The following is a 25,321-nucleotide window of genomic DNA, read 5'->3' on the forward strand; positions in this document are numbered from 1 at the left end:
ACAAAAAATCAGGCCTTAATGGCTTTCAATACATTAATCATTTCAAGCGCGGTCAGCGCAGCTTCTGCGCCTTTATTACCGGCTTTTGTACCAGCACGTTCGATGGCTTGTTCAATACTCTCGGTGGTCAGAACACCAAAGGCTACCGGCACGCCGCTGTCCTGGGCAACGCTTGCCAGGCCATTGCTGGCGCCGCCTGCCACATATTCAAAGTGCGCAGTCCCCCCGCGAATCACGGTTCCCAGCGCAACCACGGCGTCGTATTTACCGCTTTTCGCCAGCGCTTCGGTCGCCAGCGGCAGTTCATAGGCGCCAGGCACCCACACTACGGTAATATTATCATCTTTTACCTGACCAATACGCGTCAGGGCATCAACCGCGCCATCCAGCAGGCTGTCGTTGATAAACTGATTGAAACGCGCAATAGTGATGGCGACACGAGCGTCAGGGGCTGCAACGTTAGCTTTAATAATGTTCATATTCTCTCTTCCAGGGTTCATTTGGCCCCGCAGGGGGGCGGATTTTATCATAATAATTTGAGCGCTGCTCCCCTTTCGACGGGAGAACTCATGCGCTCACCATATGCAGGCAAACATCCGGGCCGACATGACGTATTTCGCTGAAGGTAAATTGCGGCGCGTCGGCGAGCTTCTCAAGCCCCGGCAATTCGCATAATCCCCGCGCTTGGGTTCCCAACAATTTAGGCGCGACATAGACAATCAGTTCATCCACCAGCCCGGCTTGCAGCAACGCGCCCGCCAGTCCCGGTCCGGCTTCAACCCATATGCTATTAATCTGCTGCCTGCCTAACTGCATCATCAGCACAACCAGATCCAAATGTCCGTTGTGCGCCGGCACGCTGATAGTACGAACCGCATCGGGCCACGCGCGGCTATCTTCCTGGGTACGCGCGATCCACGTTTCGCCAGGCTGCTGCACAATACGATGCGCAGGCGTTACCCGGTTTTGGCTGTCGATAACAATTCGCACCGGCTGGCGCAGATTTTCCTGCGGGTAAGACGCCTGCGTAGAGGCGTCTAACTCCGCCCAACGCACCGTCAAGGCCGGATCGTCAGCCAATACCGTCGCGCTACTGGTTAAGATAGCGTGGCTTTGCGCACGCAAGCGCTGAACGTCACGCCGGGCCTGCGGCGAGGTGATCCACTGGCTTTCGCCGCTGGCCATCGCCGTCCGTCCGTCGACGGAGGCGCCCAGTTTAAGCTGAAGATAAGGGAATCCGGTACGCATCCGCTTGAGGAAGCCTTTATTGAGCGCCTCCGCTTCACTCATCATTAACCCGTGGCTGACCGCAATACCCGCCTGTTGCAGACGATACAGTCCGCGCCCGGCGACCTGTGGGTTCGGGTCCTGCATCGCGGCGACCACGCGCGCGACGCCGGCCGCAATCAGCGCATCGCAACATGGCGGCGTTCGCCCATGATGGCTACAGGGTTCAAGCGTGACATAGGCGGTTGCGCCTTTGGCTTTTGCGCCCGCCATCCGCAGCGCATGGACCTCGGCGTGCGGCTCTCCGGCGCGATGGTGATAACCTTCGCCGACGATGTCGCCATTGTTAACAATGACACAGCCGACATTAGGGTTCGGGTGAGTGGTGAAACGTCCACGCTGCGCCAGTTTGAGCGCTCGCGCCATGTAAAACTCATCCTGCATGGCTTAGTCCTGTAGGCGAGCGATTTCTTCGCCAAAGTCTTTGATATCTTCGAAACTGCGATAGACGGAGGCAAAGCGAATATACGCGACTTTATCGAGTTTTTTCAGCTGCTCCATGACCAGGTTGCCAATCATCTTGCTGGGAACTTCACGCTCCCCAGTGGCACGTAATTGTGACTTAATATGGTTCAATGCCATTTCAACATCATCTGCGCTGACGGGTCTTTTTTCCAGCGCTCTCAACATGCCGCTACGCAGCTTATCCTCATTAAAGGGTTCGCGCACATCGTTGCTTTTTATCACGCGCGGCATGACCAGTTCAGCCACTTCGAAGGTCGTAAAGCGTTCATTACACACCAGGCACTGCCGACGGCGGCGCACGGACGAGCCCTCGCCTACAAGACGAGAGTCAATGACTTTGGTATCTACGGCGAAACAAAATGGGCAATGCATACGGCGTCCTGACCAGATGATTTAGGAAATGCTATTTTACCCTGAACTGGCGCGACAACAAAGGCGGAGCGCTTTTGAGATAAAGGATCGGTGCCTTTGTGCGTATAGCGCACTACCATTACGCTATCGAACCATGAAGGAAATGATCGACATGACAAGACGTTACCTAAGAATTCTCCTGGTGGGAAGTCTCTTGAGCCTGACCGCCTGCGCGCCGCAGAGCGAAGTTCGCCAGATGCATCAAAGCATTAGCACCCTGAATAAAGAGATGACCCAACTGAATCAGGAAACGGTAAAAATTACCCAACAAAATAAGCTGAATGCGGAGTCAACCCGCGGCGTCTATTTGTTGCCTGGCGCCAATACGCCTGCCCGGCTGGAGAGCCAGATCGGTACGCTACGTATGACATTGCTGGAAATTACGCCTGTCGCAGACGGCGCTCACGCAACGTTACACATTCAGGGCGAGTCCCGCGATCCGCTGCCGGCATTCAGCGCTACCGTAGAGTACGGGCAACTTCAGGGCACTACGGAGAACTATCAGGAGGTGAATGCACAGAGCCTTCTGGTAAATGCCCCTGCCAGCTTGCTGGCGCCCAGTGATGTCAATATTTCGTTACCGTTGAAGGGGATCACACCGGCGCAGTTAGGCTTCATTCGCATCCATGATATTCAGCCTGTTAATCAATAAACGTTCTGGCGGAGCGTTTTGTGCGTTCCGCAACATCCCCCGCGCGACTTTTGTTGCCCTACTGACATTTCCGTCATTTATGACATGGATTGGTAATATTCATGAAAGATAGTACTGTCGCCGCGTCTAAAATGCGCAAACGTGAACGCAATCGATTACGTAAATGATAGATATGTGAAACAAGACATATTTTTGTGAGCAATGATTTTTATAATAGGCTCCGCAGAAACACGAAATATTTAGAAACGCAAATTGCGTTCTTTTCACTCCCGCAAGGGATTTCAAACAGTGGCATACATATGAAAAAAACTTTACTCGCAGTCAGCGCAGCGCTGGCGCTCACCTCATCTTTTACTGCTAACGCAGCAGAAAATGATCAGCCGCAGTATTTGTCCGACTGGTGGCACCAGAGCGTAAACGTGGTAGGCAGCTACCATACCCGTTTCTCGCCGAAATTGAACAACGACGTCTATCTGGAATATGAAGCATTTGCCAAAAAAGACTGGTTTGATTTCTACGGCTATATCGATATTCCCAAAACCTTTGATTGGGGTAACGGCAACGATAAAGGTATCTGGTCCGACGGTTCTCCGCTGTTCATGGAAATCGAACCGCGTTTCTCAATTGATAAGCTGACCGGCGCAGACCTGAGCTTCGGCCCGTTTAAAGAGTGGTATTTCGCCAACAACTACATCTACGATATGGGCGATAACAAAGCCAGCCGCCAGAGCACGTGGTATATGGGTCTGGGGACCGATATCGACACCGGCCTGCCGATGGGCCTGTCGCTGAACGTGTATGCGAAATATCAGTGGCAAAACTACGGCGCGTCCAATGAAAACGAATGGGACGGCTACCGTTTCAAAGTGAAATACTTCGTCCCCATCACCGATCTGTGGGGCGGTAAACTGAGCTATATCGGCTTTACCAACTTTGACTGGGGATCTGATTTAGGCGACGATCCGAACCGTACCAGCAACTCCATCGCTTCCAGCCATATCCTGGCGCTGAACTACGATCACTGGCACTACTCGGTCGTTGCGCGTTACTTCCATAACGGCGGACAGTGGCAGAATGGCGCAAAACTGAACTGGGGCGACGGCGATTTCAGCGCGAAATCTACCGGCTGGGGCGGCTACCTGGTCGTGGGTTACAACTTCTAAACCTGCAAAAAAGGCCAGAGGTCGTCCTCTGGCCCGTTTCGGGCGCATGCTGCCATGCGGCGGCGAGTCGCGCCCACTTCACATTACTTCCGGCGATGCCACCAGCCTAAAAACAGACCTGTCGCAATCCCGACCAGCGTTGGTGCCGCCAGATCGTGCCAGATAGTAATGCTCAACTCTGTGAGCGTCATATTGCCGCCTTTGTTGCAATGGCAACGGTTCGCGGCTATCCTCAACTTGTCTGGAGTCAAGTTAGCCCCCGTAATGTTGCCGGTGAATACCGAACAATGTGCGGGGGTTTTCTCTTTCCAGCGACAAGGCCACCGGGGATCAAGCCCCCGCAACATTGCGCCTCACCGGGTTGCCCCGGCTTACCGCTGATTCTACTCTGCTCGCCAGTATCGGCATGAATTAAAAACAAAAAAATCCCAACCTTGCGATCGGGACTCCAGTGACAATGTATGCGTTACAGGACGTTTGGGGCTGGCGACAAACTCCGGGGCTGAAAAAATGTCAGATTGCATCCGACCTACGAAAACCAATAATTCATTTATATTGCGGATTCCGTTGGGTGGAGCGAAGCGTAACCTAACATTCAACAACACCAACAGCTTTGTCAGCAGTCTGCTTATTTCTTTTTGTTCATCATCGCTTTCAGATCGGCAAACGGGTTATAAGTCGCCTCGCCGACATCTTTTTGCGCATCTTCCCCGGCAATGACCGTCGAACCGTACTGATCGGCTTCGGTATATTTGGAATGCTCGTGATCGTGGCAGTAGAGGCACAATAGCTCCCAGTTGCTGCCGTCTTCCGGGTTATTGGTGTGGTCATGATCGATATGATGCACCGTCAGCTCACGCAGATTTGAATACACAAACTCACGGGAACAACGTCCGCACACCCACGGAAACAGCTTCAGCGCTTTTTCACGATAGCCGCTTTCCAGGCGCGCGTAGTTTTTTGGGATGATAGCCATAATTAACAGGTACCTGAATAATACAAAGGGTTATGCGCAGTTTCCCGCGAAGCCGGGCTTTTAGCAATGATTCTGTGCAACTTATATATCCAGGTAAGCAAGGCTATTTCAGGCAAACTGATGACCAATCAACCCGTTTTACAAGCGTTAGAGGTATCGCTATCACATCTTACGGCATTTTTTCGTGCTCGACTTTACGCAAAAAATCACGCAAAGAACGGTCGATTGTTTCACGAAATCGCCGGTTAAGCGGAGTAATTTGTAAACAGCGATCGAGGCGAAAACACCGATAGTCTTCCCGTCTCTCACACCAGGCAACCAGCAGCCAGTGCTCTCCCCAGAAAAACAATCCCAGCGGTTGTATATCCCGCGAAGAGAGATGCCCCGCTTCATCACGATAATGTAGCGCCAACACCTGCTGCGCCGAAACGGCCTGATGGATAAGATCAAACGCGCTGCGCGAATGTGGAGATGTACCCAAATCCGGAGCGTAAATCCGTGTCTGCTCCGCTTTACGACGGCTCTCTTCCGGTAAAATAGCCAACACTTTTTCCTGGGCGGATTCAAGCTCGCGCGATAGCGAATCGCCGCCCCAGGTTTTCAATAACCGTATAGCCACCATCAGTGCTTCCGATTCACGATGGGTAAGCATCAAGGGCGGCAGATCAAAACCCGCCATTAAACGGTATCCGCTCCCCGCTTCACCTTCGACAGGCACACCGGATAACGACAGATCGCGAATATCGCGATAAATTGTCCGTTCAGAAACCGCAAGCCGCTGTGCCAACAGCGCTGCCGTCGTCAGTCGTCTACCCCGCAAAATTTGCACGATCTGAAACAAACGGTCAGCGCGTCTGGTCATATTGACTCTCTACATTTAGCAAATATCACGCAGGTTGATGTAAACCTATTCGGTTACCTTCGCTGTCAATAAACAACGCGATGGTTCCAATGTCATCTCCGGGAACCATGGGTTCCAGAACACACTTGCCACCGGCAAGGACGACACGTTCAATCGAGGCTAACAAATCGGCGGTATGCAGATAAATAACGACTCCCTGCGCAACTGGAGCGACATCATCCTGCTTTATCAGCGCTCCGCCGGGTCCGGGTTCAGCATACGGAAATACGGCCAGGTCCGCCCCATCCATGGTTTCCCGACGTAACGATATCTGCATCACTTGCTCATAAAAGGCGATTGCACGCGCCATATCAGTAACTGGAATTTCAAACCAGTTAATCAAGTTTTTCATACATCCTCCTGCGAGTGTGGGTAAATTCATGAGGAGTGTATGGCAGGGCTCCTGACAGCATACTGTCAGTAATGTTTATCGTCATGGTACATAAAAAAAATCCCGATCGCATGACCGGGATTCAGATAACACTTAAATACGTGTTTACGGCAGAATGGACGGCTGATCCGCCCCTTCTTTTTCGACTTTCTGCTGCAGCATATGCTCGCGCTTCATACCGAGTTTCAGCGCCAGCGCCGATGCGACATAGATAGAAGATGCCGTACCAATAGAGACACCGATCAGCATCGTCAGCGAGAAGCCTTCCAGTACCGGACCGCCGAAGAGGTACAGCATCAAAATTACCACTAACGTCGTACCGGAGGTAATCAACGTACGGTGTAGCGTCTGGGTCAGCGACACGTTAAAGATTTCGTAAGGCGTCCCGCGACGGATTTTGCGGAAGTTTTCACGAATACGGTCGGAGACCACGATACTGTCGTTCAGCGAGTAACCGATCACCGACATCAACGATGCCACAATGGTCAGGTCAATCTCGATATGGAAAAGCGACAGTATCCCCAGCGTAATGATCACGTCGTGCGCCAGCGCGATGACCACCCCTGCCGCCAGTCGCCACTCAAAGCGGAAACCGACATAAACGAGGATAGAGATCAACGCCACCAGCAGCGCCATGGCGCCGGTTTGCGCCAGATCGGCGCCCACGCTTGGCCCCACGAATTCAATACGCTTCACGGCCGCGTTCTGGTTGGTGGCTTCATTAATGATCGTCACCACTTTGCTACCCAGTACCTGACCGCCGGTTTCACCTTCGGTTGGCGGCATACGCACCATAATGTCGTGACTGCTGCCAAAGTTCTGCAACTGCGGCTCTTCATAGCCCGCTTTTTGCAGCGCTTCGCGCATCACGTCCATTTCAGCCGGTTTTTCCAGTGTGATTTCAATTACCGTACCACCGGTGAAATCCAGCCCCCAGTTAAACCCGCGTACACCCATAATGACAATGGCCGCGATCAGCAACAGCCCGGAGATGCCGAATGCCCAGAAGTCCCAGCGCATAAAGTCATAGACTTTACGGCCGTGGTTTAGTTGTTCAACAGTGTATTCCTGTGCCACATCGCACTCCTCAGATTGACAGCTTAGTGACGCGCTTGCCGCCATATAGCAGGTTTACGATAGCACGCGTACCGATAATTGCGGTAAACATCGACGTCGCCACACCGATACCGGTCGTAATCGCGAACCCTTTAATTGCCCCGGTACCAACGGCATACAGAATGATGACTTTAATCAGCGTCGTGATGTTCGCATCGAAGATGGAACTGAACGCGCCGGCATAGCCTTCGTTTATCGCCTGCTGTACCGTGCGGCCATTACTCAACTCTTCTTTGATACGTTCGTTAATCAGAACGTTGGCGTCGACCGCCACCGCAAGGGTTAACACGATACCCGCAATCCCCGGCATACTGAGCGTTGCCCCCGGCAACAGCGACATGATACCGACAATCAACACCAGGTTAGCCACTAACGCGCTGGTCGCAATCAGACCAAACTTCTTATAGAAGAAGATCATGAACAGGATGGAGACCACCAGACCGGCCAGACAGGCTTCCAGGCCCTGCTTAATATTTTGCATACCCAAAGTCGGGCCAATGGTGCGCTCTTCAACGATCTGAATCGGCGCAATCAGGGCACCCGCACGCAGCAACAACGAGAGCTGACGCGCTTCGTTCGGGTTGCTGATACCGGTAATACGGAAGCTGTTACCCAGCCGAGACTGGATGTTGGCAATGTTAATCACCTCTTCCTGTTTCACCAGTACGGCGCGACCGTTAGCGTCTTTCTTACCACTGTCTTTATACTCCACAAACAGGGTCGCCATCGGTTTGCCGATATTGTCCTTAGTGAAGTTAGACATGATATTGCCGCCTGCGCTATCCAGCGAGATGTTAACCTGCGGTTGGTTATATTCATCCTGGCTGGACGTCGAGTCGGTGATATGGTCGCCGGTGAGGATCACGCGTTTGTACAATACCACCGGCTGACCTTCGCGGGTCTGTTTCACTTCGGAATCGCCCGGTACGCGCCCGGCAGCAGCGGCGGCTTGGTCAACGTTGGTATTCACCAGACGGAATTCCAGCGTCGCGGTCGCGCCGAGAATTTCTTTCGCGCGAGCGGTATCCTGGATACCCGGCAGCTCAACCACAATACGGTCTGCGCCCTGGCGTTGTACGACAGGCTCCGCGACGCCCAGTTGGTTAACACGGTTACGCAGAATATTAATGTTCTGCTGAACGGCGTATTCACGCGCTTCGCTCAGGCGCGCATCGGTCATTACCGCGCGAAGTTGATTGCCGCTCTGGCTGGAAATCACCAGGTCACGATGACGCGGCGTCAGATAGGCGATCGCCTCATCACGCGCTTTGCTGTCACGGAACGTGATGCTCAACCCATAATTATTTTCTTTACGAACGGTGGTATAAGGAATGCCTTTTTCACGCAGATCGCTGCGCAGGCTATCGATATTTTGTTCCTGGAGTTTACCTAACGCGGTATCCATATCCACTTCCATCAGGAAGTGAACGCCGCCGCGCAGATCAAGACCGAGCTTCATCGGATCGGCGTGAATAGCCGCCAACCAGCGCGGCGTAGCCGGCGCAAGGTTAAGCGCCACGACATATTTATCCCCCAGCACGCTCATCAGCGCTTCACGGGCGCGTAGCTGGGTATCGGTGGTGTCGAAGCGCGCAAGAATAGCGCCCTCTTCCAGTGCCACAGACTTAGCGGGAATTTTTTCTTCTTGTAACGTTTTCTGGACCTGGATCAGCGTTTGCTCACTGGCGGCGACGCCGCGCACGCCAGTGATTTGAACAGCCGGATCCTCACCATACAGGTTGGGAAGTGCGTAAAGCAGGCCGACGATAATCACGACGACCAGCATGATGTACTTCCACAAAGGATAACGGTTTAACACGGCAGTTCCCTTTGGGAAAACGAAATATTACAGCGCCTTCATGGTGCCTTTCGGCAGAACGGCAGCTACGAAGTCACGTTTGATAACCACTTCCGTGGTGTCATTCAGCGCGATGGCAATGTAGCCGGCTTCCGCTACTTTGGTCACTCGACCGACCAGACCGCCATTCGTCAGAACTTCATCACCTTTCGCAATGGAGTCCATCAGCTTTTTGTGCTCTTTGGTGCGCTTCTGCTGCGGGCGCAGGATCATGAAATAGAAAATCAGACCAAACACCACCAGCATTAAAATCAGAGACATCGGGCTGCCCTGCGCTGGAGCACCTGTTGCCGCTACCGCATCAGAAATAAAAAAGCTCATTCAAATTCCCTCATTATTAAAATTAATCAACGTTCAAAGGTGGAACGGGTCGCCCCTGACGTTGGTAAAACTCGGTTACGAAGCTCTCTAATTTACCCTCTTCAATAGCCTTGCGTAAACCCGCCATCAAACGCTGGTAGTAACGCAAGTTATGAATGGTATTGAGACGCGCACCTAATATTTCGTTGCAACGGTCGAGATGATGCAAGTAAGCGCGTGAATAATTGCGACAGGTGTAGCAATCGCACTCGGCGTCAAGCGGGCTGGTGTCGCTTTTATGCTTTGCATTACGAATCTTCACCACGCCGTCGGTCACAAACAAATGACCATTACGGGCATTTCGCGTTGGCATGACACAGTCAAACATATCAATACCGCGACGCACCCCTTCCACCAGATCTTCCGGTTTACCCACGCCCATCAGGTAACGCGGTTTGTCAGCCGGGATCTGCGGGCAAACGTGCTCCAGAATGCGGTGCATATCTGCTTTCGGCTCACCGACAGCCAAACCGCCGACAGCGTAGCCATCAAAGCCAATCTCTACCAGACCTTTCACCGAGATATCGCGTAAATCTTCGTAAACGCTGCCCTGAATGATGCCAAAAAGCGCATTCTTATTGCCAAGGCTATCAAAACGGTCGCGGCTACGCTTCGCCCAACGCAACGACATCTCCATTGAGCGTTTAGCATAGTCCCAGTCTGCCGGGTACGGCGTACATTCATCAAAGATCATCACGATATCGGAACCGAGATCGTACTGGATCTCCATCGACTTTTCCGGATCGAGGAAAATCGGATCGCCGTTGATCGGGTTACGGAAGTGCACGCCTTGCTCGGTAATCTTACGAATATCGCCGAGGCTGAAGACCTGGAAGCCGCCGGAATCGGTGAGAATCGGCCCTTTCCACTGCATAAAATCGTGCAGATCGCCATGCAGCTTCATGATTTCCTGACCCGGGCGCAGCCACAGGTGGAAAGTGTTGCCGAGAATAATCTGCGCGCCGGTCGCTTCCACTTCTTCCGGCGTCATGCCTTTCACGGTACCGTAAGTACCCACAGGCATAAAAGCAGGCGTTTCCACTACGCCACGATCAAACACCAGACGACCGCGACGCGCGCGACCATCGGTGGTATCTAACTCAAATTTCATTATCACTCCTGCGTCAGAAAAACAGTCCGACGTTTAACGACTCGCTACGGAATGATTCCATAGCTAATAAATTCCCGAAGGCGTCATCGGCGCAGCCAGTTTGGGGTCGGCCAGCGCACAGCCACCGGAGCGTACACGCAGTACGTGAGGATGGCGAGCACTGCCCGGCGTCAAAATGGCAAGTGAGATAGCCTTCTTACGGACGCTCAGAAATAGCCTGCGGATTGTACGTGATAAACATCGCGTCCCCGTAGCTAAAAAAGCGATATTTTTGTTCTACCGCAGTCTTATAGGCATTCATGGTGTGTTGATAACCGGCAAATGCGGAAACCAGCATAATCAACGTCGATTCCGGCAGATGAAAGTTGGTGATCAGCGCATCAATCACTTTGTATTGATAACCTGGATAAATAAAGATTTGCGTATCGCCGAAGAACGGCTCTATCAAATCGTTTTTTGCCGCCTGTGCCGCGCTCTCCAGTGAGCGTACCGAGGTGGTGCCGACAGCGATAACCCGGTTGCCACGCGCTTTCGCCGCCAGCACCGCGTCGACCACCTCCTGCGGCACCTCAGCATATTCGGAGTGCATGATGTGATCTTCAATGGTATCGACACGCACTGGCTGGAAAGTGCCCGCGCCTACGTGTAGCGTAACAAACGCCATTTCGATACCTTTCTCACGAAGCGCCGCCAGCAGCGGCTCATCAAAGTGCAGCCCCGCGGTCGGCGCGGCGACGGCGCCCGGTTTTTCACTGTAGACCGTCTGGTACAGTTCGCGGTCGGCGTCCTCGTCCGGGCGGTCGATGTACGGCGGCAACGGCATATGGCCGATGGCGTTAAGAATATCCAGCACCGGACGCGGGTCATTAAACTCAACTTCAAACAGAGCGCCGTGACGCGCGGTCATGGTCGCGTGGATACTTTCGTCGTCGCCCAGTAGCAGTTCCGTGCCCGGTTTTGGCGCTTTAGAAGCGCGAATATGCGCCAGGATGCGTTTATCATCGAGCATACGTTCGACCAGCACTTCTATCTTGCCGCCGCTGGCTTTACGGCCAAAGAGCCGCGCCGGGATCACGCGGGTATTATTGAAGACCAGCAAATCGCCAGGGTTGAGCTTATCGAGCAGATCGGTGAAAGTACCGTGCGTCAGCGCGCCCGTCGGCCCCTCTAATGACAGCAAACGGCAGCGACTGCGTTCCGGCTGTGGGTAGTGGGCAATCAGGGATTCGGGTAGTTCAAAGGAAAAATCGGTAACGCGCATGACTCTGACTCAGACTAAAATAAGAGGCGGGTAGTCTAGTGCCGAGGCGTTCCCGCTGCAACCGTTACCCGCTTTTTGGACAGAGAATCAATAATGAATTTTCTTGCTCACCTGCATCTGGCGCACCTTGCCGACAGCTCGCTTTCCGGTAATCTTCTGGCCGATTTTGTCCGCGGTAACCCGGCAACGCATTATCCTCCTGACGTGGTAGAGGGTATTTATATGCATCGGCGTATTGACGTCATGACCGACAACCTGCCGGAAGTTCGTGAGGCGCGAGAGTGGTTCCGCCATGAAACGCGGCGCGTGGCGCCCATTACGCTGGACGTCATGTGGGATCATTTTTTATCGCGTCACTGGACGCAAATCTCTCCCGATTTTCCACTTCAGGCGTTTGTCGGCTACGCCCATGCGCAGGTCGCGACGATTCTGCCCGACTCCCCGCCGCGCTTTGTCAACCTGAATGATTATCTTTGGTCAGAAAAATGGTTAGAGCGGTATCGCGATATGGATTTCATTCAAAACGTGCTGAATGGCATGGCGAATCGCCGTCCCCGGCTGGATGCCTTGCGTGATTCCTGGTACGATCTGGACGCGCACTACGACGCGTTAGAAGAGCGCTTCTGGCATTTTTATCCGCGTATGATGGCACAGGCCGCCCGCAAAGCGCTGTGACGGCCTGATAGCGAGGGCGTGCGTCAGATCCGCCGTTGGCAGAAAGATCGTTCGCTGTCATAAAGGGGTCATCATTACGATTTATAATGACCCGATCGATAGGCAAAAGCTGTCTCATTGATTGTCAAGACCGCATTGTTTTGTCGCTTCGCCCTCCCTATACTGCCCGCGTTGCGTTCTAAAACCCTTAATATTGCAGGAGAATTATTATGGTACTGGTTACTCGTCAGGCCCCGGATTTCACCGCTGCGGCGGTACTGGGTAGCGGTGAGATTGTTGATAAATTCAACTTCAAACAGCACACCAATGGTAAAACGACCGTTCTGTTCTTCTGGCCGATGGACTTCACTTTTGTTTGCCCGTCTGAGCTGATCGCCTTTGATAAACGTTATGAAGAATTCCAGAAGCGCGGCGTTGAAGTGGTCGGCGTTTCTTTCGACTCTGAGTTCGTTCACAACGCATGGCGTAACACCCCTGTCGATAAAGGCGGCATTGGCCCGGTGAAATACGCAATGGTCGCCGACGTGAAGCGTGAAATTCAGAAAGCTTACGGTATCGAACACCCGGACGAAGGCGTTGCGCTGCGCGGCTCTTTCCTGATTGACGCAAACGGTATTGTTCGCCACCAGGTCGTAAACGATCTGCCGCTGGGTCGTAACATCGACGAAATGCTGCGTATGGTCGACGCGCTGCAGTTCCACGAAGAGCACGGCGATGTCTGCCCGGCGCAGTGGGAAAAAGGCAAAGAAGGCATGAACGCCTCTCCGGACGGCGTGGCTAAATACCTGGCTGAGAATATTTCCAGCCTGTAAGTCAGTGCATTGATAAAAGGCTCGCGAATGCGAGCCTTTTTTATGCGTGAGGTATTATGAACCACCTCGCCTCAACGATTCATCCATACCGTCGCGGAAATCGCGGGTAAACTAAGTCTTCCCTCGCGGATGTCACCGCTTCCCGTTTTACATTGCCATCCGGCCACGTTCAGCAACGGCAACGCTTCCAGCGCCACTTCACAGGCCTCGCCCCGGTTAATCGCCACCAGAGCCCGCTGCTGCTGATAAACTCGCACGAATACCACTACGTCACCTTCGGCATACAGCGCCTGGCATCCGCCACGACGCAGCGCCAGACTGCTCTGGCGCAGTTTCGCCATACGCTGGTACAGCGCCAGCAAGTTGCCGTCCTGCTTGCGTTCATCCCATGGGAACGGTTTGCGGCACATGGGGTCATTTGCGCCGTCCACGCCGACTTCATCGCCGTAATAAATACATGGCACGCCGGGCCAGGTAAACAGCCAGACCACCGCCAGCGGCAGGCGCGCCGCGTCTTTACCCAGCAGGGTTTTAAAGCGCGCAGTATCATGGCTGTCGAGTTGATTAAACATGCGCAGTTGCTGCTGGTGCGATAATCCGGCGCGGTAGTTATCCATCCACGCGATACAGGTCCGGGCATCAATATGCTGTGGTTCGTAAGCGATATCAGTATTGGCGAGAAATCCCCACAGCGGGAAGGTGAAGCCGCGATAATTCATGGCGGCATCTTCCGCATCGGCCTGTAGCCACTGCCGCGCATCGCCGAAATGTTCCCCCACAATATAGGCTTCGGGCTGCGCCTCTTTTGCCGCCCGGGTAATGCCGGCGACGTGCTGCAAATTATGACGCGCCCCGCCCGCCTCGCCCAGCATATGTACGACATCCAGCCGCCAGCCGTCCATATTCCACGGAGCCTTTAGCCAGTGACGAACGATACTGTCCTCACCGCGATAGATCTCATCGACCAGCGTTTCTGATTGATAATCGAGTTTCGGCAGGCTCGGATAACCCAGCCAGTCCAGCGCCACGCCTTGTGGTGAAAAGGAGTACCAGTCGCGCCACGGCGAGTCCGGGTGATGGCACGCGCCGCCAGTGCTGCGGTTATGCCTGTCAAACCACACATGCGAGTCGCCGCTATGATTAAACACGCCATCCAGCACCAGCCTCATGCCCTGCGCCTGGGTTTTACGCCGCAGGCGTAGCAGCGCCCGATCGCCGCCAAATTGCGGATCGACATGGCGATAATCTTCCGTATCGTACTTATGGACGCTCGGCGCGGTAAATACCGGATTCAGATATAGCGCTGTGACGCCCAGTTTTTTCAGATACGGCAGCTTCTCACAAATGCCATTCAGACAGCCGCCGTAAAAGGTGGAACCGCCCGCCTGGGGGGTGAGCGGTTCATCCCACTCTTTACGCACGATGTCGTGACCGGCAGCATGGTGGTAATACACCTTATCCTGCCCGGCTTCACGAGACTGGCTGCGGGCAAAACGATCCGGGAAGATCTGATAAAAAATTTGATCGGCGACCCACTGCGGGCCGCTGTCCGGAACATCAACGGCAAATTGTTCCAGACGCGCCGGTGGGAAGCGGTTAAGTCCCTGCGGCGTAAACCAAAGCTGGCGGTCGTGCCAAAGCAATTTAAAGCTGTAACGGCGACGGGGTTGCCCTAACGCGATATTGAGCGTCGCTCGCCACGCCGTCACGCCCGGCTGCGGCTGGCGGCGCTGTTTGCGCATCGCCAGTGAGATTTCTTCATTATCGAATTCTGAGCGCAACGTCACGCGAGACGGCGGATTTTCTCCGCTCAGCCACAGCGTAATGGTTAATTTATCGTTATGTTGCTTCACAAATGGGGCAACCGGTAAGTGCCAGGCATTCAACATCTCGTATCCCCTCTACTGAAAATGGGGCCACCTTGCCACAGAGATTTAAAGGATAACTCATCATCCAGGGGTTTATTAGGGGAGGAGGCTCCAGGAGGAGAAGCGGCTCCGCTTATCCGGTCTACCGTTGCCTGCAGACCGGATAAGGCAGAGAAAAACGACTACGCCTGCGCCAATTGACGGTCGCGACGGCGTTTAAATATCCAGCCAATCAACAGCAGAACTATCCAGGCGAAGCCCACATACAGTGAGATGCGGGTATCCGGATGGTAGCCGATAAGCGCAATAATGAAGACCAGGAAAATCAGACCCGCTATCGTCGTTACGACACCGCCCGGCACCTTAAATTTCAGCGCTTTTACCTCTTCCGGCGGTAAACGACGACGGAAGGCGATTTGCGACAGCAGGATCATAATCCATACCCATACCGTCGCAAACGTCGCCAGCGAAGCAATCACCAGGAAGACGTTTTCCGGCATGATGTAGTTCAGGTAAACCGCAAACAGCAGCGCAATCGTCATCACCAGCACAGTAACCCACGGAATACCACGGCGTGACGTTTTGGCAAAAATTTTCGGCGCGCTCCCCTGCTCCGCCATACCATGCAGCATACGGCCTACGCCAAACACATCGGAGTTGATAGCGGAAAGCGAGGCGGTCAATACCACAAAGTTCAGAATGCTGGCGGCAAAGGTAATCCCCATATGCTGGAACGTCAGCACAAATGGGCTGCCGTTTGTGCCGACCTGATTCCACGGATAGATAGACATAATGACGAACAGCGTGCCGACATAAAATACCAGGATACGCATTGGTACTGAGTTAATGGCGCGCGGAATGGATTTCTCCGGGTCTTTCGCTTCCCCGGCGGTGATACCGATAATCTCAATCCCGCCGTAAGCGAACATCACCATTTGCAGCGACATGATCATTCCCAGCCAGCCATTGCTGAAGAAGCCGCCGTTGCTCCACAGGTTATGAATGCCGGTCGGCTGCCCGCCGTTGCCAATTCCCCACACAATGATGCCGATACCCGCGACAATCATGATAATAATGGTGGCGACTTTGAAGAAGGAGAACCAAAACTCCAGCTCGCCGAACACCTTGACGCTCATCAGGTTGATGGCGCAAATGATCAGCACCACGCTAAGTACCCAAATCCAGTGCGGCACGGCGGGGAACCAGACTCCCATGTAAATGCCGAACGCGGTCACGTCGGCAATGGCGACGATCAGGATCTCAAAACAGTAGGTCCAGCCGGTAATGTAGCCCGCAAGCGGGCCGAGGTTTTCCTGCGCATAGCGCGAAAATGAGCTGGCGGCAGGGTTGTGAACGGACATTTCCCCCAATGCGCGCATAATGATATATGCCGCGACCCCGCCAATAATATAGGCCAACAGCACGCTCGGCCCCGCCATTTTGATGGCGTCCGCCGAGCCGTAAAACAGGCCGGTGCCGATTGCCGAACCTAATGCCATAAAGCGAATGTGCCGGGTGCTCAGCCCACGCTTTAGCTTATTATTGCTTTCCATCAATTTCTGACCTATCAACACAATAAAAAACCACGGGGCGTTAAGCCCCGTGGTGTACACATATGTCAGCGATTTTAGTGAGCGCTGGAGGTCACCTGCCGACCCGCCGCGCGATCCCAGATAATCGCCAGGATCACCATCACCACCGTTGGCATCAACCACGCCAGTCCCTGTTCCGCCAGCGGCAAACGCTGACTCCAGGCTGGCAGCATATCGCCGAAGGCAGATGCTTTGATGCCGTCAAGGATACCAAAAAGCAGACTGATAAACATGGCCGGCGCGATGATACGGGTGGAATTATGCCACCATGAGCGGGTAAAACTTAATACAACCAGTGCGATACACGGCGGATAGATAGCCGTCAGCACCGGAATGGAGATTTGAATCAGATGGCTCAGTCCGAGGTTTGACACCACCATAGAGAAGCCGCCGAGAATAAAGACCAGCGTGCGGTAAGACAGCGGAATATACTGCGCGAAAAACTCAGCGCAGGCGCAGGTCAGCCCCACCGCCGTCACCAGACACGCGATAAAGATCAGCGCCGCCAGCAGGAAGCTTCCCGCGCCGCCAAAGGTATGCTGAACGTAGGCATGAAGAATCGCCGCGCCGTTCGCTGACTGATCGACCAGCGTCGCGCTGTCAGAACCTAAGCGGAACAAGGCAAGGTAAAGCAGCGTCAGCCCCACGCCCGCCATCAGGCCGGCCCAGACCGTGTAACGCGTCAACAGGCGCGCTTCGGTCACGCCGCGAGAACGCGCCGCGTTCACAATAACGATACCAAACACCATCGCGCCCAGCGTATCCATCGTCAGATAGCCGTTCACAAATCCGTTAGAAAAGGCCGCATTCTGATAAGCGTCCAGGGCGTTGCTGATTGGACCGGCAGGCCAAACGATAGCCGCGACGGACAGGATGACCAGCGCAATAATTTTCAACGGCGCCAGGAAATTCCCTACCGTATCCAGCAGCTTACCCGGATAGAGGGAAACCAGAATAACGATAGCGAAATAGACCACGCTGTAAATCAGCAACGGCATTGCAGAATCGCCAGTCAACGGAGCGATACCGACCTCAAACGACACCGTCGCGGTACGCGGCGTCGCAAATAACGGCCCGACGGCCAGATAGCAAACGGTCGCCAGCAGGAGTCCCGCCACTTTACCAATCGGCGTACTGAGGCTGTCTACGCCGCCGCCGACTTTCGCCAGCGCCACAACAGTAAGAACCGGTAGCCCTACGGCGGTAATCAGAAAGCCAATAGCGGCTGTCCAGACGTGTTCACCCGCCTGCAAACCGACCATAGGAGGAAAGATAATATTGCCTGCGCCAACGAACAGCGCAAATGTCATAAAGCCCAGGGCGATGATATCGCGCGATTTTAACTGATGGGTCATAAAGTCTTACTGCCTGTGGATGGTGATGTTGTAAACATTAAAATTTTTGCCTTTCCCGGAGGATTATAAAGCGGCGTTTTTTATCAATTTCAGCGGGAAAAGCTCCCGGACCGATGCGGCGAAGAATTGTTTTTCGATTTACCGCGCAAATGCAGTCGTAATGACAGCACCTGAAGCGCAATTTAAACGCTTATAACGTTTTAAAGCAAGGTGGGATCTAAAAACCAGATGAATATAGCGATATGAAATTTACAACCAGAATAAAACACCATTCTCATGAAAAAGTTATGGCTAATCATGCGAACAAAAAATCACCAAACGTTGAATGTTTCAACGAGCCCGTCTTAACTGCAAAGAAAATAAGCCAGCATCCGCTGGCTTATGGAAAGTTATACTTACGAAAGGCAATTAATCGCTATTTTTGGCAATTAAACGTTCCGGCAGCACAAAGCTAAATCGCGTTCCTTTGCCAGGCGAACTGTCGATTTCAAGGCGGCTTTCATGGTGATTCAACGCATGTTTCACAATCGCCAATCCCAGGCCGCTGCCGCCCGTTTGCCGCGAACGCGCTTTATCGACGCGGTAGAAGCGTTCGGTCAGACGAGGAATATGCTCGGCAGCAATCCCCGGACCGTTATCTTGAATGCAAAATTCAGCGCCATGCGCGGCACGTCGCCAGCTCACCGTAATATGCGTTCCCGCCGGCGTATGGTTTACCGCGTTATACACCAGGTTTGAGATCGCGCTACGTAGCTGCTCTTCATTGCCCAGAACGCTAAGACTATCGTCGACCTCAAACGTAAAGGTGTGTTTCTGCTGGCTGAGCGTCTGCACTTCACGCTCCACGACCCGCAGCATCATTGGTACATCCACTTTTTCATTTAATAACAGCGCCGGGGCCGCCTCAATTTTAGACAGCGTAAGCAGTTGTTTTACCAGCCCTTCCATACGATACGTTTGCTCGCGCATCGTATGCAGCGCTTTCTCTCGCGTCGCCCCCTCCAGCGCCTGTTCCTGCATCATTTCCAGATAGCCTTGCAATACCGTCAATGGCGTACGCAACTCATGGCTAACGTTGGCGAAAAAGTTACGTCTGGCGCCTTCAAGCTGATGCATTTGCGTCACATCGCGCGCCACCATCAGGAGTTGTTTATCGGTATAAGGCATGACGCGGATCTCCAGATGCCGCCCGGTATTGAGCACCAAATGAAGCGGACGGGTGAAATCACGCGTTTTTAAATACTGGGTAAACTCCGGATAACGCAGTAGATTGAGAATATTCTGCCCGTTGTCATCCGGCCAGCGTAGCCCCAGTATCTGTTGCGCCAAACCGTTACACCAAAAAATGCCGCCTTCTTCTGTGGTCAGTACCACGGCATCAGGCAGCGACTCCGCGCCACTGCGAAAACGTTTAATCAGGTTCCCCAGCTCGCGGCGACGCTTCTTATTTCGCAACTGCATCTGGTGTAAACCGTATAACAGCGGTTCCCAACTTCCCCGTCCCGGCGGCGGCGTCATACTTCTGTCGACCCAAAGCCACCAGGAGAGGCGTAACAAATTCCAGAAATGCCAGACAAGCAGTCCCGTCACCGCCGCCAGTAAAAACCACGGCAGATAACCAAAAAAAGCGCTAAGGATAAGCGCGGGGATGCAACAGAGCACCAGCTCCAGCACCAGCCTTTTCCATGACAGCCGTTCCAGCACGCGTCATACTCCCTCAAGAATGGAAAGCCTTCTCCGCCAGAAACCTGTGATCAACTGGCGGAAAAGGCATTAAAAGCGGGTCGAAAAACGATACCCTGTCCCGCGTACCGTTTGCACCATCCGGTCGTGGCCGCTGTGCTCCAGCGCCTTACGCAAACGGCGAATATGCACGTCGACCGTCCGGTCTTCAACGTACACATTGGTGCCCCAGACATGATTGAGCAGCTGTTCGCGGCTGTAAACCCGTTCCGGGTGCGTCATAAAGAAATGGAGTAATTTAAATTCGGTCGGCCCCATATCCAGCGGGCTGTCGCCGGTCATCACGCGGTGAGAGCCAGGATCAAGGCTCAGTCCCTGCATCTCGATCACCTCTTCGACCGCCATCGGCGAGATACGCCGCATAACGGCTTTAATGCGCGCCACCAACTCCTTGGGGGAAAACGGCTTGGTAATGTAATCGTCAGCGCCGGTTTCCAGCCCGCGCACACGATCTTCTTCCTCACCTCTCGCGGTCAGCATAACCACAGGAATATCCCGGGTCATGGCCTCACGTTTGAGATGTTTAATAAACTGTAACCCTGACCCGCCGGGCAACATCCAGTCAAGAAGGATGAGATCCGGCCAGGGTTCATTAAGTTTATTCACCGCACTGTCATAATCTTCGGCTTCTACGGGCTGAAAGCCATTTTGTTCGAGCACGAAGCACACCATTTCACGGATCGGCGCCTCATCTTCTACGACCAGAATACGTCTCGCCATAATTTGCCCTGTTAGTCGTTAGTTATCAATGCCGCGCCATTATGCGTCAGATTTATGACAGATTTATGAAAAAAAAGGCGGCATTGACAGCATGTTGATGATTTATGACACCGGTGAAACCGTGCATTACCGTGTACCGGCGGTAAATTGCGCCCAAAAATGGAAGGGATGACGTGTATAATCCCGTTCACGCTTTTTTTGCATGGAACAATTATGCGCATCCTCCACACCTCTGACTGGCATCTGGGACAAAATTTCTACAGTAAAAGCCGCGCCGCGGAGCATCAGGCTTTTCTGGACTGGCTGCTGGAGACCGCGCAGGCCCATCAGGTGGATGCCATTATTGTCGCTGGCGATATTTTTGATACCGGTTCGCCTCCAAGCTATGCCCGAGAACTTTATAACCGTTTCGTCGTTAATTTACAGCAAACGGGCTGTCATCTGGTGGTGCTGGCCGGTAATCATGATTCCGTCGCCACGCTAAACGAATCGCGCGACATTCTGGCGTTTCTCAATACAACCGTGATCGCCAGCGCGGGCTATGCGCCGCGGCTACTTCATCGTCGCGACGGTTCTCCGGGCGCCGTACTGTGCCCCATTCCCTTTTTGCGCCCGCGCGACATTCTTACCAGTCAGGCGGGATTATCCGGCAGCGAGAAACAGCAGCAACTTCTTCATGCAATTGCCGATTATTATCAACAGCAGTATCGGGAAGCGTGCCTGCTACGCGGCGAACGAAAGCTGCCGGTTATCGCGACGGGGCATTTAACCACCGTCGGCGCCAGCAAAAGCGATGCGGTTCGCGACATTTATATCGGTACGCTGGATGCCTTTCCGGCGCAGCATTTCCCCCCAGCGGATTATATCGCATTAGGACACATTCACCGCGCGCAATGTGTCGGCGGCACGGAGCATATCCGCTATTGCGGCTCGCCCATCGCCCTCAGCTTTGATGAGTGCGGCAAAAGCAAATGCGTGCATCTGGTGACCTTCGACCAGGGGAAATGGCAAAGCACCGAAAGTCTGGCTGTCCCCGTGACTCAACCGTTGGCGGTTTTAAAAGGCGACCTGGCATCAATTACCGAACAGCTTGAGCAGTGGCGCGGCGTTGAGCAATCGCCCCCCGTCTGGCTGGATATTGAAATCACAACCGATGACTATCTGCACGATATCCAACGCAGAATACAGACATTAACGGAGTCACTCCCCGTAGAGGTATTACTGGTGCGCCGTAGCCGCGAACAGCGTGAGCGCTCGCTGGCGAACGAGCGGCGGGAAACATTAAGCGAGCTTAGCGTGGAAGAGGTTTTTGCGCGGCGTCTGGCGCTGGAAGCGTTAGATACCCCGCAGCGCGAGCGCCTGAATCAGCTCTTTTCCAGCACGCTCTACGCGTTGAATGAGGAGCACGAGGCATGAAAATTCTCAGTTTGCGTCTGAAAAACCTGAACTCGCTGAAAGGAGAATGGAAGGTCGACTTTACCGCCGAACCGTTTGCCAGTAACGGGTTATTCGCCATTACCGGCCCGACCGGCGCGGGAAAAACCACCTTGCTTGACGCCATCTGCCTGGCGTTGTACCACGAAACGCCGCGCCTGAATACGGTATCGCAATCGCAAAACGATTTGATGACGCGCGATACGGCGGAATGTCTGGCCGAAGTGGAGTTTGAGGTAAAAGGCGAAGCCTGGCGCGCGTTCTGGAGCCAGAACCGAGCCCGAAATCAGCCTGACGGCAATCTCCAGGCCCCACGCGTGGAGCTGGCGCGGTGTTCAGACGGAAAGATCTTTGCCGATAAGGTAAAGGATAAACTGGAGATGATCGCCACGTTGACCGGGCTGGACTACGGGCGCTTCACCCGTTCGATGTTGTTATCACAGGGGCAGTTCGCCGCCTTTCTTAACGCCAAAGCGAAAGAGCGCGCAGAGCTTCTGGAGGAGCTCACCGGCACTGAGATTTACGGGCAGATCTCCGCACAGGTATTTGAAAAACATAAATCAGCCCGTCTCGAACTGGAAAAGTTACAAGCGCAGGCCAGCGGCGTCGCCCTATTGGCGGACGAACAGTTACAGCAACTGGAAGCCAGTTTGCAGGCGCTTACTGACGAAGAGAAACGCCTGCTGGCCGACCAGCAGGTACAGCAGCAGCACCTTCACTGGCTGACCCGAAAAAACGAGCTCCATACTGAATTACACGCCCGACAGCAGGCGCTGTACGCGGCGCAAGAGGCGCGAGAAAAAGCGCAGCCGCAGCTCGCGGCGTTGACTCTGGCGCAACCTGCTCGCCAGTTGCGCCCGCATTGGGAGCGCATTCAGGAACAAACCCGCGCCGTTGAGCGTGTTCGCCAGCACAGTGATGAAGTGAATGCTCGCTTACAAAGCGCGTATCGCCTGCGCCGGCGTATCCGCGCCTGCGCGCATCGACAATTCACGCAACTGAACGCCACAGGGCAGCGGTTGAAGACATGGCTGGCGGAACACGACGGCATCCGCATCTGGCGCAGCGAACTGGCGGGGTGGCGAGCATTATTAACACAACAATCCCACGATCGGGCGCAACTGAGCCAATGGCAACAGCAGTTGCTGAGCGATACGCGTCAGCGTGATGCGCTACCGCCGCTCACGCTCGACCTCACGCCACAGGCGCTGGCGGAAGCCAGGGCATTGCATACTCGGCAGCGTCCGCTACGCCATCGTCTCGCCGCGCTTCAGGGGCAAATTCTCCCGAAACAAAAGCGTCAGGCGCAGCTACAGGCAGCTATCGCGCGTCATCATCAGGAACAGGCGCAATACACCCAACGTCTGGCGGATAAGCGCCTGAGTTATAAGACTAAAGCGCAGGAGCTTGCGGACGTTCGCACTATTTGCGAGCAGGAGGCGCGCATCAAAGATCTGGAAAGCCAGCGGGCGCACTTACAGTCCGGCCAGCCGTGCCCGCTTTGCGGCTCGACGACACACCCCGCCATCGCCGCCTATCAGGCGCTGGAGCTGAGCGCGAATCAAACCCGCCGCGACGCGCTGGAAAAAGAGGTCAAAACGCTGGCGGAAGAAGGCGCTGCGCTGCGAGGACAGTTAGATGCCTTAACGCAACAATTACAGCGGGATGAAAGCGAGGCGCAGTCGTTGTTGCAGGAGGAGCAAGCGCTTACTGAGGAATGGCAAACGCTGTGCGCTACGCTGGGCGTTCAGCTCCAGCCGCAAGAAGACCTCGCGGGCTGGCTGACCGCCGCGGAAGAGCATGAGCAACAGTTGGATCAGCTCAGCCAGCGTCATGCTCTACAAACGCAAATCGCGGCGCATACTGAACAGGTAGCGCGCTTTACCGCGCAGATTGCGCAGCGTCAGGCGTCGCTGACGGCTGATTTGGCGCAGTATACGCTTTCCCTTCCAGCGCCAGAAGACGAGGCTTCGTGGCTGAATGAGCGCGCCGACGAAGCGAAAATATGGCAACAGCGTCAGACCGAGTTCGCGGATTTGCAAATGCAGATCGACAGGCTTGCCCCGTTGCTGGAGACGCTACCGCAAACGGATACCGCGGATTCCGACGACGACGTGCCGCTGGATAACTGGCGGCAGGCGCATGATGAGTGCGTGTCATTACAAAGCCAGTTGCAAACCCTGCAGGAACAGACGACGCAGGAGCAGCAGCGCGCCGCCGAGGCGATAGCGCACTTTGATGCGGCGTTAAAAAATAGCCCGTTTGACAGCCAGGCAACGTTCCTGGCGGCGTTGCTGGATGAAGAGACCGTGACCCGTCTGGAAAAACAACAACAAACGCTGGAAAGTCAGCTACAACAAGCGAAGGCGTTAAGCGCGCAGTCCGCGCAGGCGCTGGCTGACCATCAGCAACAGCCGCCCGCTGGTCTGGACCCAACGTGTACGGCGGAGCAGCTCGCGCAGCGGCTGACGCAGTTGGCGCAACAACTGCGCGAAAACACGACACGCCAGGGGGAAATCCGCCAGCAAATTAAACAGGATGCAGATAATCGGCAGCGCCAACGCGCGCTGATGGCGGAAATGAAGCAAGCCTCTCAGCAAGTGGAAGACTGGGGCTATCTCAATGCGCTGATCGGCTCTAAAGAAGGTGATAAGTTCCGCAAATTCGCCCAGGGACTGACGCTGGATAATCTGGTCTGGCTGGCGAATCATCAGCTCACCCGCCTGCATGGCCGCTATTTATTGCAGCGCAAAGCCAGCGACGCGCTGGAACTGGAGGTTGTCGATACCTGGCAGGCCGACGCCGTGCGCGATACGCGAACGTTATCAGGCGGCGAAAGTTTCCTGGTCAGCCTGGCGCTGGCGCTGGCGTTATCAGATTTGGTCAGCCATAAAACGCGCATTGATTCTTTGTTCCTCGACGAAGGCTTCGGCACGCTTGATAGCGAAACGCTGGACGCCGCGCTGGATGCGCTCGACGCGCTGAATGCCAGCGGGAAGACCATCGGTGTGATTAGCCACGTGGAAGCCATGAAAGAACGTATCCCTGTGCAGATAAAAGTGAAAAAAATCAATGGGCTTGGTTATAGCAAACTGGACAAAGCGTTTGCCGTGGAGTAACGCGAATGTCATCCTGCACACAGCATACCGTCATGACATAGCATAATAATG

General features: G+C 54.2%; 23 protein-coding genes. 6 read left to right on the forward strand and 17 right to left on the reverse strand.

What is annotated here, in order from left to right:
- Nucleotides 1-8: 8 nt before the first annotated feature.
- From ribE to nrdR, 3 genes are all read right to left on the reverse strand, one after another.
- On the reverse strand, nucleotides 9-479 hold the full coding sequence (ribE, locus tag ACLJTG_RS11700) for a 6,7-dimethyl-8-ribityllumazine synthase (protein ID WP_001021372.1): 471 nt from the start codon (nucleotides 477-479) through the stop codon (nucleotides 9-11).
- Between the two features lie 88 nt (nucleotides 480-567).
- On the reverse strand, nucleotides 568-1,671 hold the full coding sequence (ribD, locus tag ACLJTG_RS11705) for a bifunctional diaminohydroxyphosphoribosylaminopyrimidine deaminase/5-amino-6-(5-phosphoribosylamino)uracil reductase RibD (protein ID WP_001150216.1): 1,104 nt from the start codon (nucleotides 1,669-1,671) through the stop codon (nucleotides 568-570).
- 3 nt (nucleotides 1,672-1,674) lie between these two features.
- Nucleotides 1,675-2,124 carry a transcriptional regulator NrdR gene (nrdR, locus tag ACLJTG_RS11710; protein WP_000543533.1) on the reverse strand — a complete coding sequence of 150 codons (450 nt, stop codon included), beginning with the start codon at nucleotides 2,122-2,124 and terminating at the stop codon, nucleotides 1,675-1,677.
- Between the two features lie 151 nt (nucleotides 2,125-2,275).
- On the opposite strand from nrdR, the gene ACLJTG_RS11715 reads away from it, so the two are divergent.
- A complete protein-coding gene (locus ACLJTG_RS11715; RefSeq protein ID WP_000198484.1) occupies nucleotides 2,276-2,815 on the forward strand; it encodes a DUF3251 domain-containing protein in 540 nt (179 codons plus the stop codon).
- A 299-nt stretch (nucleotides 2,816-3,114) separates the two neighbouring features.
- Nucleotides 3,115-3,978, forward strand: coding sequence for a nucleoside-specific channel-forming protein Tsx (locus tag ACLJTG_RS11720; protein WP_000752021.1), 864 nt, complete (start codon nucleotides 3,115-3,117; stop codon nucleotides 3,976-3,978).
- Nucleotides 3,979-4,061: 83 nt separating this feature from the next.
- On the opposite strand, the gene ACLJTG_RS11725 is transcribed toward ACLJTG_RS11720, so the two are convergent.
- The 9 genes from ACLJTG_RS11725 to queA form a co-directional block, all read right to left on the reverse strand.
- On the reverse strand, nucleotides 4,062-4,169 hold the full coding sequence (locus ACLJTG_RS11725) for a type I toxin-antitoxin system toxin Ldr family protein (RefSeq protein WP_000176312.1): 108 nt from the start codon (nucleotides 4,167-4,169) through the stop codon (nucleotides 4,062-4,064).
- Between the two features lie 437 nt (nucleotides 4,170-4,606).
- On the reverse strand, nucleotides 4,607-4,954 hold the full coding sequence (yajD, locus tag ACLJTG_RS11730; protein ID WP_000974818.1) for an HNH nuclease YajD: 348 nt from the start codon (nucleotides 4,952-4,954) through the stop codon (nucleotides 4,607-4,609).
- A 169-nt stretch (nucleotides 4,955-5,123) separates the two neighbouring features.
- Entirely contained in the window at nucleotides 5,124-5,816 is a 693-nt protein-coding gene (locus tag ACLJTG_RS11735) for a helix-turn-helix transcriptional regulator (RefSeq protein ID WP_000198318.1), read from the reverse strand.
- Between the two features lie 25 nt (nucleotides 5,817-5,841).
- A complete protein-coding gene (locus tag ACLJTG_RS11740) occupies nucleotides 5,842-6,207 on the reverse strand; it encodes a VOC family protein (RefSeq protein ID WP_000793035.1) in 366 nt (121 codons plus the stop codon).
- A gap of 144 nt (nucleotides 6,208-6,351) precedes the next feature.
- Complete coding sequence (secF, locus tag ACLJTG_RS11745) at nucleotides 6,352-7,323, reverse strand: protein translocase subunit SecF (RefSeq protein WP_000046629.1); 972 nt, start codon at nucleotides 7,321-7,323, stop codon at nucleotides 6,352-6,354.
- Between the two features lie 10 nt (nucleotides 7,324-7,333).
- Entirely contained in the window at nucleotides 7,334-9,181 is a 1,848-nt protein-coding gene (secD, locus tag ACLJTG_RS11750) for a protein translocase subunit SecD (RefSeq protein WP_000934811.1), read from the reverse strand.
- A gap of 27 nt (nucleotides 9,182-9,208) precedes the next feature.
- Nucleotides 9,209-9,541: a preprotein translocase subunit YajC gene (yajC, locus tag ACLJTG_RS11755; protein WP_000007628.1), complete on the reverse strand. Its 333-nt coding sequence runs from the start codon at nucleotides 9,539-9,541 to the stop codon at nucleotides 9,209-9,211.
- 22 nt (nucleotides 9,542-9,563) lie between these two features.
- On the reverse strand, nucleotides 9,564-10,691 hold the full coding sequence (gene tgt / locus ACLJTG_RS11760; protein WP_000667305.1) for a tRNA guanosine(34) transglycosylase Tgt: 1,128 nt from the start codon (nucleotides 10,689-10,691) through the stop codon (nucleotides 9,564-9,566).
- A 196-nt stretch (nucleotides 10,692-10,887) separates the two neighbouring features.
- Nucleotides 10,888-11,952: a tRNA preQ1(34) S-adenosylmethionine ribosyltransferase-isomerase QueA gene (gene queA / locus ACLJTG_RS11765; protein WP_001266522.1), complete on the reverse strand. Its 1,065-nt coding sequence runs from the start codon at nucleotides 11,950-11,952 to the stop codon at nucleotides 10,888-10,890.
- A gap of 93 nt (nucleotides 11,953-12,045) precedes the next feature.
- On the opposite strand from queA, the gene acpH reads away from it, so the two are divergent.
- Both acpH and ACLJTG_RS11775 read left to right on the forward strand, forming a co-directional pair.
- Entirely contained in the window at nucleotides 12,046-12,627 is a 582-nt protein-coding gene (gene acpH, locus ACLJTG_RS11770; RefSeq protein WP_001009858.1) for an ACP phosphodiesterase, read from the forward strand.
- Between the two features lie 209 nt (nucleotides 12,628-12,836).
- Complete coding sequence (locus ACLJTG_RS11775) at nucleotides 12,837-13,439, forward strand: peroxiredoxin (RefSeq protein WP_000244731.1); 603 nt, start codon at nucleotides 12,837-12,839, stop codon at nucleotides 13,437-13,439.
- 71 nt (nucleotides 13,440-13,510) lie between these two features.
- Here ACLJTG_RS11775 and malZ read toward each other — a convergent pair whose 3' ends face one another.
- From malZ to phoB, 5 genes are all read right to left on the reverse strand, one after another.
- Complete coding sequence (malZ, locus tag ACLJTG_RS11780) at nucleotides 13,511-15,328, reverse strand: maltodextrin glucosidase (protein ID WP_198898208.1); 1,818 nt, start codon at nucleotides 15,326-15,328, stop codon at nucleotides 13,511-13,513.
- A 161-nt stretch (nucleotides 15,329-15,489) separates the two neighbouring features.
- Entirely contained in the window at nucleotides 15,490-16,860 is a 1,371-nt protein-coding gene (gene proY / locus ACLJTG_RS11785; protein ID WP_000445556.1) for a proline-specific permease ProY, read from the reverse strand.
- A gap of 74 nt (nucleotides 16,861-16,934) precedes the next feature.
- Complete coding sequence (gene brnQ / locus ACLJTG_RS11790) at nucleotides 16,935-18,254, reverse strand: branched-chain amino acid transporter carrier protein BrnQ (protein ID WP_000149625.1); 1,320 nt, start codon at nucleotides 18,252-18,254, stop codon at nucleotides 16,935-16,937.
- Between the two features lie 408 nt (nucleotides 18,255-18,662).
- On the reverse strand, nucleotides 18,663-19,958 hold the full coding sequence (gene phoR, locus ACLJTG_RS11795; RefSeq protein ID WP_079899097.1) for a phosphate regulon sensor histidine kinase PhoR: 1,296 nt from the start codon (nucleotides 19,956-19,958) through the stop codon (nucleotides 18,663-18,665).
- A 69-nt stretch (nucleotides 19,959-20,027) separates the two neighbouring features.
- Nucleotides 20,028-20,717 (reverse strand): phosphate response regulator transcription factor PhoB, encoded by a 690-nt coding sequence (phoB, locus tag ACLJTG_RS11800; RefSeq protein ID WP_000113921.1) that lies wholly within the window; start codon nucleotides 20,715-20,717, stop codon nucleotides 20,028-20,030.
- A gap of 213 nt (nucleotides 20,718-20,930) precedes the next feature.
- Between phoB and sbcD the strand changes: the two genes are divergently transcribed.
- Both sbcD and sbcC read left to right on the forward strand, forming a co-directional pair.
- Nucleotides 20,931-22,133, forward strand: a complete 1,203-nt coding sequence (gene sbcD / locus ACLJTG_RS11805) for an exonuclease subunit SbcD (RefSeq protein WP_001221265.1) — start codon at nucleotides 20,931-20,933, stop codon at nucleotides 22,131-22,133.
- Nucleotides 22,130-25,270 (forward strand): exonuclease subunit SbcC, encoded by a 3,141-nt coding sequence (gene sbcC / locus ACLJTG_RS11810; protein ID WP_001575692.1) that lies wholly within the window; start codon nucleotides 22,130-22,132, stop codon nucleotides 25,268-25,270. Before sbcD ends, sbcC begins: the two co-directional genes overlap by 4 nt.
- The last annotated feature ends 51 nt before the right edge of the window (nucleotides 25,271-25,321 follow it).

Source organism: Salmonella sp. SAL00672 (assembly GCF_046552175.1).
In the GTDB taxonomy this organism is placed as follows: domain Bacteria; phylum Pseudomonadota; class Gammaproteobacteria; order Enterobacterales; family Enterobacteriaceae; genus Salmonella; species Salmonella enterica.